Consider the following 17,408-nt stretch of genomic DNA (forward strand, 5'->3'; position numbering starts at 1 on the left):
GACGGCCGCCCTGGACGTGAGAGAGGAACGCACGAGATGACCGGGCCCAGCCCTGCCGAACGCCTTGTCGACCTGCTGAACCTCGAAGAGATCGACCTCAACATCTTCCGCGGCCGAAGCCCCCAGGAGTCCCTCCAGCGGGTCTTCGGCGGGCAGGTTGCCGGGCAGGCGCTGGTGGCGGCCGGGCGCACCGTGGCCGAGCAGCGCCCGGTGCACTCGCTGCACGCGTACTTTCTGCGTCCCGGCATTCCCGGTGTGCCGATCGTGTACCAGGTGGAGCGGGTCCGGGACGGGCGGTCCTTCACCACGCGCCGCGTGGTCGCCGTCCAGCAGGGCCGCACGATCTTCAATCTGACCGCCTCCTTTCATGTACAAGAGCCCGGTTTCGAGCACCAGCTGCCGATGCCCCGGGTGCCGGAGCCGGAGAGCCTGCCGCAGCTCGCGGACGAGATCCGCGAGCGCCTGGGCTCGCTGCCGGAGCCGCTGGAGCGCATGGCCCGCCGTCAGGCGTTCGACCTGCGCTATGTGGACCGGCTGCGGTGGAGCCCCTCCGAACTGGAGGGAGTCGAGCCACGCAGCGCGGTGTGGATGCGTGCGATCGGGTCGCTCGGCGACGACCCTCTCGTGCACACCTGTGCGCTGACCTACGCCAGTGACATGACGCTGCTCGATGCGGTGCGCCTTCCCGTCGAGCCGCTGTGGGGACCACGGAATTTCGACACCGCCTCGCTGGACCACGCCATGTGGTTCCACCGGCCGTTCCGCGCCGACGAGTGGTTCCTCTACCAGCAGGAGTCACCCATCGCCACGGGTGCGCGCGGTCTCGCCCGGGGCCAGATCTTCGACCGCGAGGGCAGGTTGATCGTCTCGGTGATGCAGGAGGGACTGTTCCGCTCGCACAGCCCCGAACGGAACGCGTCCCCAGCTCAGCAGGCCCAGGGAACCGGCTCCCAGCAGACCCAAGGGCAGACCTCCGCGTCCTGACCTCCTAGGCCACACCTCCGGGCGTTCACGGGTCTGCGCCTGGCGGTGGGACGCGGCAGAGAGCGGTGCCGGAGCACAGGGCCGGCCGATTCTTCACTGGGCGGGATGAGCCGCGGGCTTCGGCCTGCGGCGGCGCAGGAGGGACCAGCGCCGTCGGGGCACCGGAGTCGCGGGCGGCCCTGCGACCGGCCGTGGGGTGCCGGGGTCGGGCCGCTCGCTGACACCAGGGACCGGCTGAAGCGTGGGCCTCTCCCCCGGGAGGGACACCGCCCCAGTCCTGGCCATGGTGCGGCGAGCAGGTGTGGCGACCGCCTCCGCGGCCCTGGCGGCTTCCAGGTCGGCGGCCAGCAGGAACCGGTACCAGCGGATCTCCTCCTCCCCCTCGGCCAGACACAGTTCCTGCAAGATGTCCCGGGTCGCCTCCGAAACGCTGCGCACTTCGAGGAAGCACGGCCGCAGCGCCTGGAGACGGGCCCGTTCACCTGGGTCAGGCACGGATTCGGCGAGGGTTGCGTCGTCCAGGACACTCGCTCGGACCGCGGCCCGCTCCCACAAGCCGGCGGCGTGCCGCGTCAGCTGTCCCACCCGCCTTCCCCGCCAGCGGCGGGCACGCTGGTCGGTGCCGGCCACCAGTCCGGTCCGCATACCCGCGGGCAGGCGTCCCGTGAGCAGCTTCGCGTTGTTCTCCGCGAAATCCCGCAGCTCCTCCGCCAGATACAGCCAGACCACCGTGCGGTACCGGTTCACATAGAAGCTGACCGGGCCGAAGCAGCCCGCCCTGGCGAGCCGCGCGAAACGGGAAGGGCTGATGTCCAGCAGCTCGGAAGCCTCGCTCGCCCCCATGACGCGCAGCCGCTCCCGCAGTCCTCCGGGGAAGTCAGCTGCCCCCTTGATCCGCTCCAGCTCTTGGCGTGTCACCCTGCGAGGGCCTCCCGGCGCGCCCGGCACGGTGCACACCTCCTCGGTCTGCACTGCGAGTTCGAACTCCCTGGGCCGCAGCCCCAGTTCCTTCGCGGCCGTGCGCAGCGCCACATCGGTCGCATTGCGGAACGGCACCGGCACGCGGCGGTTCATGGACTTGTCTCGCACGTCGTCATCCCCCGTCGATACTCGACTACCTTGCGTGACAACGACGATAGCCCGCTGCCGCAATTCTCGCCGAGCCTGTGGATAACTTTGCGAAACCGCAGGTCAGTTGCTGTTTCGTGCGGCAAGACCGAGGTGCTCACCGACGCGGTTGACCAACAGTGTCATCTCGTAAGCGACTTGCCCGATGTCCGCTTCGGCCTCGGTGAGGACACATAGGCAACTACCGTCCCCGGCAGCCATCACGAAGAGCACGCCGTCATCGAACTCGATCATGGTCTGCCGCACCCGCCCGGCCTTGAAGTGCTGACCTGACCCCTTGGCCAGACTGTGCAGTCCGGACGAGACCGCAGCCAGATGCTCCGCGTCCTCGCGCTCGAGATCGTGACTGCTCCCCGTCACCAACCCGTCGTTGGAGAGGACCAGCGCGTGCCGGACAGACGAGATCCGCTTTGTGAGGTCGTCCAGCAACCAGTCGAGTCCCGTGTTCAGTGCCACCACGCGCCCCCTTTTCCTCAGCTTCTGCCGTGCCACCCTTACCCACGAGAGCACGGTCAGCAACCACGAGGTCCAGTTCTGTTGCGCACAGTTACTCCCCTGTCGCACCTGTCACAGCCTCATCGCCGAGCGACAGCGCGACCTTCCGCAATGAGGCTGCCGGAGGAGCGAACATAGGGAGCATGACACACGACTTGGCAGACGATCGGGCCGCGGTCCGGGCATTCTTCGGCGAGCGGGCCGCCCGCTGGGACGCCCGTTTCCCCAACGACGGGCCCGCCTATTCCGCGGCCGTGAACGAGATCGGCCTGCGGTCCGGCGACGCGGTGCTCGATGCCGGGTGCGGGACCGGACGGGCCCTGCCGGCGCTGCGTGCCGCCGTGGGCCCGGACGGAACGGTGCTGGGCGCCGACCTCACCCCGGCGATGCTGGACGAGGTCGTCCGGGCGGGCCGGGACAAGGCAGCCGCGCTGTTGCTCGCGGACGTCTCCCGACTGCCATTGCGCGACGCCTGTCTGGACGCCGTTTTCGGAGCCGGACTCATCTCCCATCTCCCCGGCCCGGAGAGCGGGCTGCGCGAACTTGCCCGTGTCGTTCGCCCTCAGGGCCGGCTCGCGCTCTTCCACCCGGTGGGCCGCGCCGCGCTGGCAGCCCGGCAGGGCAGGCAGATCACCTCCGACGACATCCGAGCCGAACCACGGTTGCGGGCGCTGCTGACCGCGACAGGGTGGCGGCTGGAGTCGTACGTGGATCAGGACGACCGGTATCTGGCACTGGCGGTGCGGTCGCCGGAGTGACCCAGGCAACCGGTTCTCATCGGTGCCCCTGCTCCTCCTTCGGTACATGCAGAACAGGGCAGGCCGACGTGCCGGCGCCGCCCCCGGCCGGGAAGGTGCCGAGATCCTCGATGCGGTAGCCCTCCGGATAGCCGGGGTAGCCCTTGATCTCCGGGTTCTGCCGCGCATAGTGCGGGCTGCGGCGTGGCGGCAGCAGCCGAACGCCCCGAGCGCGGAGCCGCAGCGCACCCCGCGTCAGCTGACGGGCGACTGGGCTGGGCTCGGCGTAGCGGAAGGCCCGCAACAGCGAGTCGTCCAGCAGCGCCAGGCTGGTACCGCGCACCAGTGGGGCGAGCGGGCGCGGGTACCAGGAGGCCATCAGGTCGAGGGTGGCGTCGGAGACCGTCCGCGCCCCCTCGTCCCAGCCGAAGTGGGCATCCTCATAGGAATCGAGGCAGCTCTCGAACTCCTCGTAGCTTCCAGGAATTTCTTTGATGCCCATGTGGCGCCCGAGCGTGCCGTAGTAGTGGCTGACGGCACGTAGCTCGTGGTGGGTGAGACTCCGCCAGCCGAAGGTGTCGAGCCAGCGCTTGGGCATGACGACAAAGGTGCACAGGACGTAGCGCATGTCGTCGTTGCTGATGTCGTACGCGCGGTGCATCTGGTTGATCCGACGAATGGCCGTGCGTCCCTGCGCGCTGTCGAAGCCGTGCTCGACAACGGCGTCCAGAAGGAGCGCGGTGTCGTCGTAGCGCTTCTGTGTGCGGTCGGTCAGCTCGGCCGTCCGGGCCAGCAGTCTGCCGATGCTGGGTACGGCGTAGGTGCGGTACAGGGCGAGTTCGAGGGCACGGGTGAAGTCCCAGGGGAACTCATAGGCGGTGATCAAGCGGTAGATCTCATGCGAGTCCCGTTCCGGGTCGAGCTGGAGGATGTGCCTGAGCCGGTCGTACCGCCGCACGTAGGGCCCCTCTCTGGTCCTGGCATCTGTCACGGAGCCATTTCGGCCGTCTGCTGCGGACACATTCCGTCTGTTGCGGACGCGCTCCGGGAGCTATCGTCACCGAGATCCGCCAGGAAGGGGAGGCCATCGGTGGCTGCGGAAGAGGACGATTCGCTCTATGTGCTGACTGCCGTGCTGCTGACGCCCGCGCAGTTCCCGAGTGTGTTGGGGGACGACTACCCCGCGGCCTGCGCCGTGCTGGAGCTGGAGCCCTACGTCGAGGGGTACGGGCTCGTACTGGGGCAGGACGGAGCAGGCGCGCGCTGGACCGTGGTGACCGAGGACGTGACGCAGGTGGCCTGTGCCATCGCCGCCTGGGACTGCGGCGTGGAGTCCGACCTGTCTCCGGACGAGCGGGATGTCGTCACGGTGCTGCCGGGCTGGCCGCTGGCACTCGCCGTCTCCGCGCCAGGACTGCCCGAGCCGCACGACCCCGTGTTGGAGGGGGAGCTGGAAGGCAGCGGCCCGGTTCTCTCACCTCCGGACACCTCCGACTGGGGCCCGGCACAGCGGCGGCTCGGTGCGGACGAGATAGCGCTGCAGTGGGCGCAGTGGCGGGCGCAGGCCGAGGAGGACGTGGAGTTCGTGGAGTCGGGTGAAGAGTCCGACAGCCAGGTGCGGCGCGTCCTGGAGGAGGTGCGGGGTTATCTGGAGACTCCACCGCCGCCCGGGCGGATACGCTCTGCTTTCGCCTCGGGCGATGCCCGCACGCTCCGCGCGGACGGCCCGGGCTGGAGTGTCGTGGCCCGCACCGACGACATCGCGTTCGTCCTGCTGGACGAAGCTCCCGGCGAGGTGCGCCCGGTGGGCCGCGGCCGTGAACTGCCCAAGCTGCTGGCGGCTCTCGACGGCATCGCACTGCGCCCGGCGGCATGACGGGGTGCGGACCGGCAGCGTATAAAGCGATGCACGGCGGCGTAGCGGCGACAGCCCGTAAGCCCAACGTCGCCGACACGCCCAGCGCGCGCCCGCCTCAGGCCGGCAGCACTCAAGCAGCACCCGCCAGCCGACCCCGGCCCGTTCGGTTCCGCGGCCGGGGCCGGCGGCCAGGCCGGGCGGCGTGGCACCTAGCGGTTGAGCTCCTTACGGCTGACTCTGCGCAGCCTCCGCCGCTGCGAGGGGTCCAGCGCCAGATACGCGACCGCCGGAACACCCACCATCACCAGCAGCGCGATCCAGAACGACGTCAGCCACCACAGCAGCAGACCGACCGCCACCCCACCGACAGCGATCTTTGCTCGGTTGGTCATCTCGGTACCTCCTCCGCACCGGCGGCGCACCCGCTGCTGTCCAGTCCGGTGACTCCGCCTCTCACTCCATTGAACGCCATCCGGGCGCGGCAGGTTCCCTCCGCGCCGCCAGCACCTCAACCGACGGCTTACCCCTGGACCCGGGTACGGACCACCTGACGCACCTGGCCCTCCTGAGCCCATCGCACCTCGGCTTCCCTGAGCCTGTGGCACCGCGAGCGAGAGCGACGCACCTGGGCCCGGCATGAGGTACCCTCGACCGCTCCCGTACGCTAGTCAAATTTGAGGAATGCATCAGCACTGTGGCAGAGACCCTGGCAAGCACTTCCTGGACCTCCCAGCTCACCCACTGCGTGGCCCTCTTCCTGCCCGCAGACCCGCCACGCCGCTCCCGGATCGCCTTCCGGCACCCAGAGGGAGCCGTCCCGCACGCCGAAAGCTCCTTCCCCGGCACACTCACCGCACGCCCCGGCACCACTGATGACCAGAGCCTCCCGTCCGCCGAAACCGCCGAACTGATCGAGCTGCCAGTCGTCATCCCGACCGACGAGGGCGCGGAGACACGCACCGTTTCCGCGGTCACGCTTCCGGTCGCCGACGCCCTCCCTGTGCTCACCCGTGCGTACGCCGCACGTGAGGAGGACGGCACAGAGCCGACTGCGGCCTTCTGGGGAGCCGCCACGCTGTTCGCCCTGCGGTTGGCCGCACAGGGGCGGCTGCTGCCGGGGCTCAGTCCGGACGGCTTCGACGCCTGGCGGCTGGGCCCACTCACGGGCGAGGACACCACCATGGTGGCCGAACTTGCCGCCGCGATGCCCCCGGACGCTCACGCCCTGCCGCTGCCAGGAATCGACCCGATCCGGGTGCCGGATCCCGGCCCTGTGGTGAGAGCCTTCCTGGACGCCGTCGCCGACGGCCTCCCCCGCACGCCGGCCGCCCCGCTGGCAGCGGGGGCACCCGCCTTCGCCGGTGACGAGCCGCTCGCCGTACCGGAGCTGCGGGAGTGGGCCGCCGACGTCGCAGCAGGCATCGACGCGGGGATCCGACTGTCGCTGCGGATCGATATCGACGGTCTGCCCCCGTCCGGGGACGACGCCGAGCACCGGCTGACCGAGCAGAGCGCAGGGCAGGGCCCCCGGTTCCGGGGCATTCTGCAACTGCACGCGCCCACCGACAGCACACTTGTCGCCGATGCCGCCGAGGTGTGGGCGGGCACTTCGCCCCTCGCCGAACGGTTCGGCCCAAGAGCGCGTACGGACGCGCTGCTCGCGCTGCGCCGGGCGGCTGCTGCATGGGACGCGCTTACTCCGCTACTCACGGCGGCGGTTCCGGACGCGGTCGAGCTCGCCGACGAGGAAATCGCCGAACTGCTGGGCGCCTCCGTTCCGCGCGCCCTGGCGGCAGCTGGTGTGCAGGTGCACTGGCCGCGCCAGTTCGCTCGTTCGTTCACCTCCCGTGCCGTGATCGGCCCGGGTGACGAGGCGGAGCGGCCGGACGGGAGCGGGCAGGAGCGGCACAGTACGGGGCTGCCCTCCCAGCTTTCTCCGGACGCACTGCTGCGCTTCGACTGGCGCTTCGCCATCGGCGACCAGGAGGTGACCCGCGCCGAGCTCGACCAGCTGGCCGAAGCCGGACGTCCACTGGTGCGACTGCGCGACCAGTGGGTGCTCGTCGATCCGGAGGAGATACGCGCCGCACGGCAGCGCCAGGATCACAAGGTCGGGACTCTCGAGGCACTGGACGCCGTGCTCACCGGCACCGCCGAGCAGGACGGTGAACGGGTCGAGGTCGAGGCCACCGGGTGGCTGGAAGCGCTCCGGGAGCGGCTGTCCGACCCTGAGCGCCGCGAGGAACCTCCGCTGCCTCCGCCCGCCGAGCTGAGGGCGACGCTGCGCGACTACCAGTTGCGCGGTCTTGACTGGCTGCACCGGATGACCTCCCTCGGGCTCGGGGGCTGCCTCGCCGATGACATGGGCCTGGGCAAGACGATCACTTTGATCGCTCTTCATCTGCGCCGACAGTCCGAGACCACCGCGGGTCCGACCCTGGTGGTGTGCCCCGCCTCCTTGATGGGCAACTGGCAGCGGGAGATCGAACGCTTCGCGCCCGGCACCCCTGTACGCCGCTTCCACGGCCCGGGCCGCTCCCTGGAAGGGCTCCGCGAGGGCGAATTCGTGCTGACCACCTACGGCACGATGCGACTGGACACCGAACGGCTGGTTCCCGGCGAGGGCGAGGCGTGGGGCATGGTCGTCGCGGACGAGGCACAGCACGTCAAGAACCCGTTCGCCGCCACAGCCAAGGCGCTGCGCACGCTCCCGGCGCGGGCGCGGGTGGCGCTGACCGGAACGCCGGTCGAGAACAACCTCTCGGAGCTGTGGGCGGTCCTCGACTGGACCACACCTGGGCTCCTGGGCCGACTGGGCACGTTCCGCAGGCGCTACGCCGACGCTGCCGAGGGAGGCGATCCGGTGGCAGCCGAGCGGCTGGCCCGGCTGGTGCGGCCGTTCCTGCTGCGGCGGCACAAGACGGACCCCGGTATCGCACCCGAGCTGCCCCCGAAGACGGAGACCGACCGCGCAGTCGCCCTGACCACAGAGCAGGCGGGACTGTACGAGGCGGTGGTGCGGGAGAGTCTGGCGGCTCTGCGCGGGACCGACGGTTTCGAACGACGGGGCCTTGTGGTCAAGCTGCTCACTTCGCTCAAGCAGATCTGTAACCACCCCGCGCAGTACCTCAAGGAGGGCGACGGACGGCTGCCGGGACGTTCCGGAAAGCTGGAGCTGCTGGACGAACTGCTCGACACTCTGCTCGCGGAGAAGGCGAGCGTGCTCGTCTTCACGCAGTACGTGCAGATGGCGCGTCTGCTGGAACGTCATCTCGCAGCACGTCGTGTGCCGACCCAGTGCCTGCACGGCGGTACTCCTGTGGCACAGCGCGAGGAGATGGTGCGCCGCTTCCAGGAGGGCGCAGCCCCGGTGTTCCTGCTCTCCCTCAAGGCGGCCGGGACAGGCCTCAATCTCACCCGGGCGAGCCATGTCATCCACTACGACCGCTGGTGGAACCCGGCTGTCGAAGCACAGGCGACCGACCGCGCCTACCGCATCGGCCAGACGCAGCCGGTGCAGGTCCACCGGCTCATCACGGAGGGCACGATCGAGGACCGTATCGCCGACATGCTGCGGCGCAAGCAGGCGCTCGCGGATGCCGTACTCGGCTCCGGGGAGACCGCGCTGACGGAGCTGACGGACGCCGAGCTGGCCGAGCTCGTCGAGCTGCGGAAGGTGGAGCGTTGAGCGAGTACGGGACGACGTACGAGGAGGACGCCGAGATGGCCGAGGGCGGCGCGGCGGGCGGCAGTGGCACCGCGGACGGGAGTGGGGCCGGTGAGCGCGAGCGGGTCTTCGCTCCACTGCCGCCCGCACACGGCCAGGGCTTCGCCCGCACATGGTGGGGCCAGACGTGGCTGAAAGCGCTCGAGGACACCGCGCTGGACGGCCAACAGCTCCGGCTGGGGCGCCGGTTCGCCCGGCAGGGAGCAGTGGGGGCCGTCTCCGTACGCCCTGGCCGGATCACCGCCGTGGTGCTCGGGGCGGACCGGACGCCGTGCCGGGCCGATGTGCTGCTGCGTGAGCTGGACGAGGCCGAATGGGACCGGCTGCTGGAGGTCATCGTCGAGCAGTCCGGCCATATCGCCGCACTGCTGGACCGCGATATGCCGCCCCGTCTGGTAGAGGACGCGGCGGACATCGGTCTGGAGCTGCTGCCGGGCATCGGTGATCTGGACCCTGAGTGTGCCTGCGGGGCCTGGGACCACTGTCCGCACACTGCTGCACTCAGCTACCAGACTGCCCGACTGCTGGACGAGGACCCGTTCGCACTGCTGCTCATGCGCGGCCGCGGCGAACGCGAACTGTTGGACACACTGCAGGAGCGCAGTACCGCACGGGCCGCTGGACACGCTGTGGGCTTCGCCGCAGCGACAGCGGACCGGGAGGAAGAGCCGGAGGGGGTGGACGCGGCGGAGGCGTTCGCTCTGGGGACGCTGTTGCCCCCACTGCCCGAACCGCCGTCACCTGTACGGGAAACGGGACAGATAGCGGCTCTGGAGGGGGGTGCTGCGGGCGCGCCGGGGCTGGACGTCGACGCACTGACGTTCCTCGCCTCGAACGCCGCCGCGACAGCTCGCCGGATGCTCACGGCGGCGGTCTCCCCGGGGCACGGCGCCCGGCCGCTGACGAGGCCGCTGACGATCTGGGAGGACGCGGTTCGGCTTGCGGCCGCCCGTCCCGAGCGTTCGGTGGTCACCCGCCTCGCGGAGGGCTGCGGCCGTACGGAGACCGAACTCGAGGTCGCCGTACGGGCCTGGGAGTTCGGCGGAGTGGAGGCGCTGACTGTCCTTGAGGACGGCTGGTCCCCTTCTGCCGAGACACTCCAGCAGGCAGGTGAACAGCTCGACGCCGCCTGGGGCGAGGAGGAGGCTCGCCCGACGCTGCGGGCCTCGGGCACGCATTGGACCGCGGTGGGAACGGAGGCCCAGCTGCGGTACGGGCCGGACGGCCGGTGGTGGCCCTACCGCAAGCAGGGGCGCGCCTGGTGGCCGGCAGGCGGCCCGGAACGGGACCCGGCGGCCGCCCTGGCGGTCGCGCTGGCCGATGACGAGGAGCAGGGCACCGGGGCGGCCTGAGCACACCTGTGCCGCCGCCCTTGCGAACAAGGGCGGCGGCACAGAGTGGGGGGGGTCCCGTCAGGCGAGGCCTTCCAGGACCGGGAGGTAGCCGCCGGACTGCCCGGCGGCGGTGGGGTGGTAGGACTCGTCCACCGGGAACGTTACGCTGTGCAGCCACTCGTCACCCGAGCAGATCTCGTGTCCGGAGAAGGTCGGGCGTACGTCGCCGAAGCTGAAACCGTGGTCCGCCGCGCGCTTGGCGGTGACATCGTTCAGGTCGTCGGAGGCGGCGTTGATGGCTTCGCGGGACTTCTCGCTGATCCCTACGGCGCAGTCGCCGCCGAGCTTGTAGATGTGGGGGTAGCCCAGCACGACGACCTTCGCCGAGGGCGCCTTCTGGGTGATGGCGTTGTAGACGCTGTCGAGCTTGCCGGGCAGCGTGCTGTTGATGTAGTTGCGGGCTTCCTGGACGCGGGCGAGGCACGCGCTCTCGCCCTGGGTCACGCAGGTGGTCATGGCGTCGGCGAACCCGGCGTCGTTCCCGCCGATGCTGATGCTCACCAGACCGGTGGAGGAGTTGAGGGGGCCGAGCTGGCCGGCGAGCACATCGTCGGTACGCGCGCCGGAGCAGGCCGTGAAGTCGAACGATGAGGGGGAGTTGGCGGCGCTCCAAAGCTTCGGATAGGCGTTGGCGCTCCGCTTGCAGTCGCCTCCCTCGTAGTCACCGGCGCCCACTCCGGAGGAGTAGGAGTCGCCGAGCGCTACATAGCCGGTGGCGGCGGTTTCTTCGGCGGATGCGGTGGCGGCGCCGGAGAGGGAGGAAAGTCCGAGGAAGACGAAGACGGCGGTGGCCGTCGTCGCCCATCTGCGCTGCTTCATGGGGCCTCTCAGGGATAGGCACGGAAGGAACAGCTGTCACATCGATCGCCGCGGATTTACCCCGCCATCGATGCGTCCATGCCAATCGGAGAGGCCCAACTACGCGCGGAGACCCTCGCGTTGGGGCGAGGAAGAGCGCACACCCGGATGCGTCACGCCAGCGATGCGTCCACGGCAGCGGTGGGTCACGCCAGCGGTGCGTCACGCCAGCGGCTTGGACAGCTTCTTCCCCTTACCCGCCGTCAAACTACAGACCACGTAGCTGAGACCCTTGCCGGCGTTCTTCGCTTTCGGATACGAGATGAGCGTTCCGCCCACCGTGCCGCGCGGCTGTTTGGCCGCCTTGTTCCGCAGTACGGTGCGGCAGAGCGAATCGGCCTCGCGCCGTACGGCGTCGTCGGTGCTGTAACTGCCGGTGAGCTTTTTGCGGCTGACCACTTCCGCGTCGTGCGACTGGTCGCAGTCGCGGGTCACCACGGCGCCCTCGCGATCCTTGGAGCGGTTGTAGCAGTCACCCTCGTGGAGCAGGAAGGCAGGCAGCGGCACGTCACTGGCGTTCGCGTCGGGGTCCTTGGATGGCAGTGCGTCGTCCTCGCCCGGCGTCGGGAAGTCGGTCGCCTCGCCGTCATCCTCCGAGGGCTCTTCGGAGGGCTCCTCGGTCGGCTCGCCGGACTCGTCGGAGGGTGAGGGCGACTGTTCCGCCGATGGCTTGCTGTCGGCGGAGTCACCGGTGCCCGACCCGTTTCCGGTCAGATAGACGACGGACGCGGTGATGAGCGCGAGCGCGACGACTGCCGCAGCGACGACCGCCGCCACCGTCTTCCCTCTGTTGCGTCCCGGTGGCGGAGGCGGCCAGCCGCCAGGCGTCGGCGAGCCCAGACCGCCGGACCCCGGAGGCCCGAAGCCGCCCGGCGGCTGCGCGGGAGGCGGCGGGGTGCCGGCAGGCGGGTGGTTCGGCGGCGGTGGCATCGTCATGGCCATCACTGTGTCATGTTGCGCTCACCCTACGCATTTTGGTTAACAAGTAGGCATGCGAAAGGGCCTGTTGGTGGGAGAGAAACAACAAGAACCAACAGAAACCGAGGAGATGAATGAGCACTGCCCCGTCGGCCGGTCCGCCCCGATCCTCGACTCGGCCGCCTGTGCCGTACTACGAGGACGTCTCCCCGGAAACCGGCTGTCTGCCACCGCGCGCATGGACACCAGGATCGGACGCGCGATCCCTCACGCTGACCGGCACCGTATGGAAGTTCCGCCTCTCCCCTACCGCCGACCGGTACAGCGACGCGTTCGCCGACCCGCATTACGACGACACCCAGTGGGCTGAACTGCCCGTTCCCTCCCACTGGGTGCTGCACGGGCACGGTGCGCCTGCCTACACGAATGTCCGCTACCCCTTCCCCGTCGATCCGCCCCGCGTTCCCGAAGAGAACCCGACAGGCGACCACCGGTATGTCTTCGATCTGCCGGACGACTGGCCGCTGCCCACGGACGAGGCGGACGCCGCGCCGCGCGATCCCTCGGTGAACGACCCCGGCGAGACACTGCTGCGCTTCGAAGGAGTGGAGTCGTGCGCGCGTATCTGGCTGAACGGACAGGAGCTCGGAACGTTCCAGGGCTCCCGGCTGCCACACGAGTTCGCCGTCGGAGCACTGCTGCGACCACACGGCAATGTGCTGGCTGTCCGGATGCACCAGTGGTCCGCCGGAAGCTACCTGGAGGACCAGGACATGTGGTGGCTGCCGGGCATCTTCCGGGACGTCACCCTTTTGCACCGCCCGCCCGGTGCAGTGCGCGACCACACTGTGCACGCCGACTACGACCACACCACCGGCCGCGGCACACTGCGCGTCGAAAGCGCCCCACCGGGGCGGATCACCGTACCGGAGCTGGGGTGGGAGCTGCGCACCGGCGAGACGGCCAGTGGGCAGGTCGAACCCTGGAGCGCGGAGTCGCCCCGGCTCTACGACGCCGAACTGGAAGTCGGCGATGAGCGGATCGCGCTGCGCATCGGCTTCCGCACCGTGGTGATGGAGGACGGGCTGTTCAAGGTCAACGGCAGCAGGGTGCTGCTACGCGGCGTCAACCGGCACGAGTTCCACCCGGAGACCGGGCGCGTTGTAGACAGCGAGACCATGTGGCGCGATCTGGTGCTGATGAAGCAGCACAACATCAACGCCGTCCGCACCAGCCACTACCCACCGCACCCCGCCTTCCTCGACCTGTGCGACGAGCTGGGCCTGTGGGTGGTGGACGAATGCGACCTGGAGACGCACGGTTTCGTCGAACTCGGCGACACGCGCAACCCCGTGGCCGACGAACGGTGGACGCCCGCCCTGCTCGACCGGGCGGCCCGCATGGTCGAGCGGGACAAGAACCACCCCTCCGTCGTCATCTGGTCGCTCGGCAACGAGTGCGGCGCAGGTGCAGGTCTGACGGCGATGGCCCGCCGGATCCGGCAGCTGGACCCGTCCCGGCCCCTCCACTACGAGGGCGACCACACCTGCCCGGACAGCGATTTCTACTCCCGTATGTATCTGCCGCACGACGGAGTCGATCTGGTGGGGCAGCGCAAGGAACCCGCCCTGGAGGATGCCGCACAGGACGCACGCCGCCGCACGCTGCCGTTCATCCTGTGCGAGTACGCACACGCCATGGGCAACGGCCCGGGCGGACTGAGCGAGTACCAGCGGCTCTTCGAGACGTACGAGCGCTGCCAGGGCGGTTTCGTATGGGAGTGGATCGACCACGGTCTTGCGCGGCGCACCGAGGACGGGCGGACCTGGTTCGCCTACGGAGGCGACTTCGGCGAGGAGGTGCACGACGGCAACTTCGTGTGCGACGGGCTCGTCTTCCCGGACCGCGTCCCCTCGCCCGGACTTGTCGAGTACAAGAAGGTGATCGAACCCGTTCGGATCGGTCCCGGGACGGCGCCCGGCAGCGTGCTGGTCACCAACCGGCACGACTTCATCGACCTGTCCCACCTGGCCCTGGAGTGGTCGTACGAGATCGAGGGTGAGCAGGTGAGCGGTGGCATGCTGCCGCTGCCGGAGGGGCCGGTGCCGCCAGGGCGCTCCGTGGAACTGCCGTTGCCCTCCCCGCCGGAGACAGTGCGGTCCGGCGAGGCATGGTGGACCGTGCGCGCGGTCCTCGCTCACGGGACTGCCTGGGCCGACCGGGGGCACCCGGTCGCCTGGGGACAGCTGCGCGCGGCCGAGCCGGAGTACCCACCGGCCGCCACCCTCCCCTCGGTACCGGCCGCACCACGCCGCCACGAGGCGCCGGACGGCGCCGAGAAACGCGAGGGCGGCGGCGGGCAGATCCGGCTGGGTCCGGCCGTCTTCGCGGCGGACAGCGGCGCTCTGCTGCGACTCGGTGGCATCCCTCTCCAGAGCCCGAGGCTCGATGTGTGGCGGGCGACCACCGACAACGACGACGGCGCCCCATGGCAGCCGGACGTGCGAAACGGCCCACTGTGGCGCCGTCACGGGCTGCACCGGATGCGGCACAGGACCGACAGTGTGGAACTGACGCCTGGTGCGCTCGTCGTCCGCACCCGGGTGGCCCCTGCGGCCTCCCCGCTGGGCCTCCGTACTGTGTACCGGTGGTCGGGAACCGTCGACAGGGTGCGGCTCACGGTCACGGTCGAGCCGGAGGGCGACTGGGACTTCCCGCTGCCCAGGCTGGGCGTGCGGCTGGGGCTGCCGTCCGGCTACGACCACGCGGCGTGGTTCGGCGGCGGCCCTGGCGAGGGTTACCCGGACACCGCAGCTGCGGCGCGTACCGGACTGTGGCGCAGCACTGTGGACGCGCTCCAGACGCCCTATGTGCGCCCCCAGGAGAACGGCGCGCGACCGGACGTTCGCTGGGTCGAGCTGACACGCGGCCCGGAGGGGTCGGGACTGAGAGTCGAGGCCGACGGGGCGACATGCTGGTTCACGGCGCGCCGCTGGACGACCGAGCAGCTGGACGCCGCCGAGCACACCACGGATCTCGTCCCCGGGGAGACGGTGTGGGTCAACCTCGACCACGGGATGCACGGCATCGGCTCACAGTCGTGCGGACCGGGCGTGCTGCCGCAACACCAGCTCACCGCGGAGCCGGCGGAGTTCGGGTTCACCTTCCTGGAGACGGCGTCCCGGAGGTGACAGGAGATCACTTCCGGGAGGTGACGGGGAAGCCGGGCGGGGCGGTTCCACCGCCCCGCCCGGCCTGTCCCCCACACTCACTTGACCCCGACGCCGCCGTACCCGATGTGCTTGGCAAGGTCGGCACCCGTCGGCACCGGCCCGTCCGGCCGCCACAGCGGCAGCTGGACCACGCCGGGCTCCAGCAAGTCGAAGCCCTCGAAGAAGGCGCAGATCTCGCCCTTCGTCCGCCACTGGGCGCTGGCGGTTGATTCCTCGTTGTAGACCTTCTCGACCTTGCCGAAGCCGTCACTCTCCTTGAAGTCCGCTGTGGCGTGACTGAGGATCAGATAGCTTCCGGCAGGGAGCCGTTCGGTCATAGTGCGCACAATGTCCGCCGCGCCCTCGTCATCGGTGATGAAGTGCATCACCGCGAGCAGCATCAGTGCGACCGGTTCGCCGAAATCGATGAGCTCCTTGGTGACGGGGTGATCGAGGATCCCGGCCGGGTCCTTGAGGTCGGCGAGCACGAACCCGGCGTTGCCGGAGTTGGTCAGCTTCGCTCCCGCGTAGGTCGACACGATCGGGTCGTTGTCCACATAGGCCACCCGCACGTCCGGGTTCACCTGCCGGGCCACCTCATGGGTGTTGGGCGAGGTGGGGATGCCGGTGCCGATGTCGATGATCTGGCGGATCCCGCTGCCGACAGCCGTCCGCACCGCCCGGTGCATGAAATCGCGGTTGCTACGGGCCGTGACGGCAAGCTCCGGTAGCGCGTCGAGAACTCTCTGGGCCGCGTCCCTGTCGGCCTCGTAGTTGTCCTTTCCACCGAGGTAGTAGTCGTACATCCGGGCCGGGTGCGGCCTGGTGGTGTCTATCTGCTCCGGGCTGAAACCAGCCTCCGACACGTGCTTCTCCATCTCATCGGTCTGTCCGGACCGGGGCCTGCGCGGTCCGGTGCTGTGCTCAGGCGACCAAGAAGTCGGCTTCCCCCGCCTTGGCCGCCTGGATGAAACCTGAGATGTCACTCCGGCTGCAGATGAGCGCCGGGCCGTCGGGATCGGTGGACTGGCGCAGCGCGACGCGGCCGTCGGCGAGCTTGAGCGCCTCCACGCAGCTGCCGCCGTTGCCCCCGCTCCACGGCTTGCGCCAGCCCTCGCTGCCCAGGTGTGCGGCAGGCATCCCGTTGTAGATACGACCCATGGTTCAGAACTCCTTGCGCAGTGCACTCAGGACCGCCCTGGTCCGCACCAGCGGCACGGCCTGGGCGCTCATCCGGTCCAGTGCCTCGAGGAACACGCTGACGTCGTCGCGCTGGTCGAAATAGACCGCACCTACAAGGCTCTCGGCGCAGACCATGTCCGGCAGTTCGTCGAGAGGGAACCGGAAAAGGTGGAAGGGGCCGTACATGGCCGGATGCGGACCCGCGCTGAACGGCATTATCTGCAACGCCACGTTCGGCCGCTGGGTGACCTGGATGAGGTGGTCGATCTGCTCGCGCATCACTTCCGGAGAGCCCAGTGGGCGCCGTAGCACCGTCTCGTCGATGACGGCCCACAGCAGCGGAGGGTTGTTCTCCCGGGTGAGCACTGTCTGGCGCTCCATACGCAGTGCCACTCCCCGTTTGATCTCCGCCTCGGGGGCGTGCGGCATGCCCGCGCGCAGCACCGCCCTTGCGTAGCTCTCGGTCTGGAGCAGACCCGGCACATAGTGCGGCTCGTACGCGCGGATGACCTCGGACTCGCTCTCCAGGCTCACGAAGACGCTGAACCACTCGGGCAGCACATCGCGGTACCGGTGCCACCAGCCGGGCTGATTCGCCTCACGGGCGAGCGAGACAAAACCGTCGATCTCGCCCGGATCGGTCACACCGTAGGTGCGCAGCAGTTTCTCGACATAGGGGACCTTGAGCCCGACCTCGGCCTTCTCCATCCGGCGGATGGTGGCGTGAGTGACATCGAGAGCCCTGGCCGCCTGCTCGAAGGTCACTCCCGCGCTCTCACGCAGGTGCTGGAGTCTCTTCCCCAGCACCACACGCAGCACGGTGGGCGCCGCACCGCCCGTCCGTGAGTCCGCCACAGCCGCTCCCCTCAACTGACTTCGGTAAGAGGAAGTTTGGCATGTGCCAGCTCTCAAGCA

At 69.7% G+C, this 17,408-nt stretch carries 15 protein-coding genes; 6 read left to right on the forward strand and 9 right to left on the reverse strand.

Annotated features, from left to right (window positions below):
• Positions 1-36 precede the first annotated feature (36 nt).
• Positions 37-984 carry an acyl-CoA thioesterase II gene (tesB, locus tag ACQEU8_RS03470; RefSeq protein WP_433096654.1) on the forward strand — a complete coding sequence of 316 codons (948 nt, stop codon included), beginning with the start codon at positions 37-39 and terminating at the stop codon, positions 982-984.
• Positions 985-1,077: 93 nt separating this feature from the next.
• Here the strand turns inward: tesB and ACQEU8_RS03475 are convergent, their stop codons facing one another.
• Both ACQEU8_RS03475 and ACQEU8_RS03480 read right to left on the reverse strand, forming a co-directional pair.
• Positions 1,078-2,073, reverse strand: coding sequence for a DUF6397 family protein (locus ACQEU8_RS03475; RefSeq protein ID WP_433096656.1), 996 nt, complete (start codon positions 2,071-2,073; stop codon positions 1,078-1,080).
• A 102-nt stretch (positions 2,074-2,175) separates the two neighbouring features.
• The gene (locus tag ACQEU8_RS03480; protein WP_433102117.1) at positions 2,176-2,568 is read right to left on the reverse strand and encodes a roadblock/LC7 domain-containing protein; all 393 of its coding nucleotides are present in this window, start codon (positions 2,566-2,568) and stop codon (positions 2,176-2,178) included.
• 182 nt (positions 2,569-2,750) lie between these two features.
• Here ACQEU8_RS03480 and ACQEU8_RS03485 point away from each other — a divergent pair, with 182 nt between their 5' ends.
• Positions 2,751-3,365, forward strand: a complete 615-nt coding sequence (locus tag ACQEU8_RS03485) for a class I SAM-dependent methyltransferase (RefSeq protein ID WP_433096658.1) — start codon at positions 2,751-2,753, stop codon at positions 3,363-3,365.
• 16 nt (positions 3,366-3,381) lie between these two features.
• Here ACQEU8_RS03485 and ACQEU8_RS03490 read toward each other — a convergent pair whose 3' ends face one another.
• Positions 3,382-4,302, reverse strand: coding sequence for an oxygenase MpaB family protein (locus ACQEU8_RS03490; protein WP_433096660.1), 921 nt, complete (start codon positions 4,300-4,302; stop codon positions 3,382-3,384).
• A gap of 132 nt (positions 4,303-4,434) precedes the next feature.
• Between ACQEU8_RS03490 and ACQEU8_RS03495 the strand changes: the two genes are divergently transcribed.
• Complete coding sequence (locus ACQEU8_RS03495; RefSeq protein WP_433096662.1) at positions 4,435-5,220, forward strand: hypothetical protein; 786 nt, start codon at positions 4,435-4,437, stop codon at positions 5,218-5,220.
• 191 nt (positions 5,221-5,411) lie between these two features.
• Here ACQEU8_RS03495 and ACQEU8_RS03500 read toward each other — a convergent pair whose 3' ends face one another.
• The gene (locus ACQEU8_RS03500) at positions 5,412-5,594 is read right to left on the reverse strand and encodes a hypothetical protein (protein WP_433096664.1); all 183 of its coding nucleotides are present in this window, start codon (positions 5,592-5,594) and stop codon (positions 5,412-5,414) included.
• A 302-nt stretch (positions 5,595-5,896) separates the two neighbouring features.
• Here ACQEU8_RS03500 and ACQEU8_RS03505 point away from each other — a divergent pair, with 302 nt between their 5' ends.
• Positions 5,897-8,890 carry a DEAD/DEAH box helicase gene (locus ACQEU8_RS03505; protein WP_433096666.1) on the forward strand — a complete coding sequence of 998 codons (2,994 nt, stop codon included), beginning with the start codon at positions 5,897-5,899 and terminating at the stop codon, positions 8,888-8,890.
• Positions 8,891-8,925: 35 nt separating this feature from the next.
• Positions 8,926-10,281 (forward strand): SWF or SNF family helicase, encoded by a 1,356-nt coding sequence (locus tag ACQEU8_RS03510; protein ID WP_433102119.1) that lies wholly within the window; start codon positions 8,926-8,928, stop codon positions 10,279-10,281.
• 60 nt (positions 10,282-10,341) lie between these two features.
• On the opposite strand, the gene ACQEU8_RS03515 is transcribed toward ACQEU8_RS03510, so the two are convergent.
• Complete coding sequence (locus tag ACQEU8_RS03515) at positions 10,342-11,142, reverse strand: SGNH/GDSL hydrolase family protein (protein ID WP_433096668.1); 801 nt, start codon at positions 11,140-11,142, stop codon at positions 10,342-10,344.
• Between the two features lie 201 nt (positions 11,143-11,343).
• Entirely contained in the window at positions 11,344-12,117 is a 774-nt protein-coding gene (locus ACQEU8_RS03520; protein ID WP_433096670.1) for a hypothetical protein, read from the reverse strand.
• A gap of 116 nt (positions 12,118-12,233) precedes the next feature.
• On the opposite strand from ACQEU8_RS03520, the gene ACQEU8_RS03525 reads away from it, so the two are divergent.
• Positions 12,234-15,290 (forward strand): glycoside hydrolase family 2 TIM barrel-domain containing protein, encoded by a 3,057-nt coding sequence (locus ACQEU8_RS03525; RefSeq protein ID WP_433096672.1) that lies wholly within the window; start codon positions 12,234-12,236, stop codon positions 15,288-15,290.
• Positions 15,291-15,367: 77 nt separating this feature from the next.
• On the opposite strand, the gene ACQEU8_RS03530 is transcribed toward ACQEU8_RS03525, so the two are convergent.
• The 3 genes from ACQEU8_RS03530 to ACQEU8_RS03540 are packed head-to-tail and all read right to left on the reverse strand — an operon-like array spanning position 15,368 to position 17,348.
• Positions 15,368-16,189: an SAM-dependent methyltransferase gene (locus tag ACQEU8_RS03530; protein WP_433096674.1), complete on the reverse strand. Its 822-nt coding sequence runs from the start codon at positions 16,187-16,189 to the stop codon at positions 15,368-15,370.
• A gap of 46 nt (positions 16,190-16,235) precedes the next feature.
• A complete protein-coding gene (locus tag ACQEU8_RS03535; protein WP_209238909.1) occupies positions 16,236-16,472 on the reverse strand; it encodes a DUF397 domain-containing protein in 237 nt (78 codons plus the stop codon).
• 3 nt (positions 16,473-16,475) lie between these two features.
• Positions 16,476-17,348, reverse strand: coding sequence for a helix-turn-helix domain-containing protein (locus ACQEU8_RS03540; protein WP_433096676.1), 873 nt, complete (start codon positions 17,346-17,348; stop codon positions 16,476-16,478).
• Between the last annotated feature and the right edge of the window lie 60 nt (positions 17,349-17,408).

The organism is Streptomyces sp. CA-250714 (assembly GCF_050936705.1).
Classification (GTDB): Bacteria; Actinomycetota; Actinomycetes; order Streptomycetales; family Streptomycetaceae; genus Streptomyces.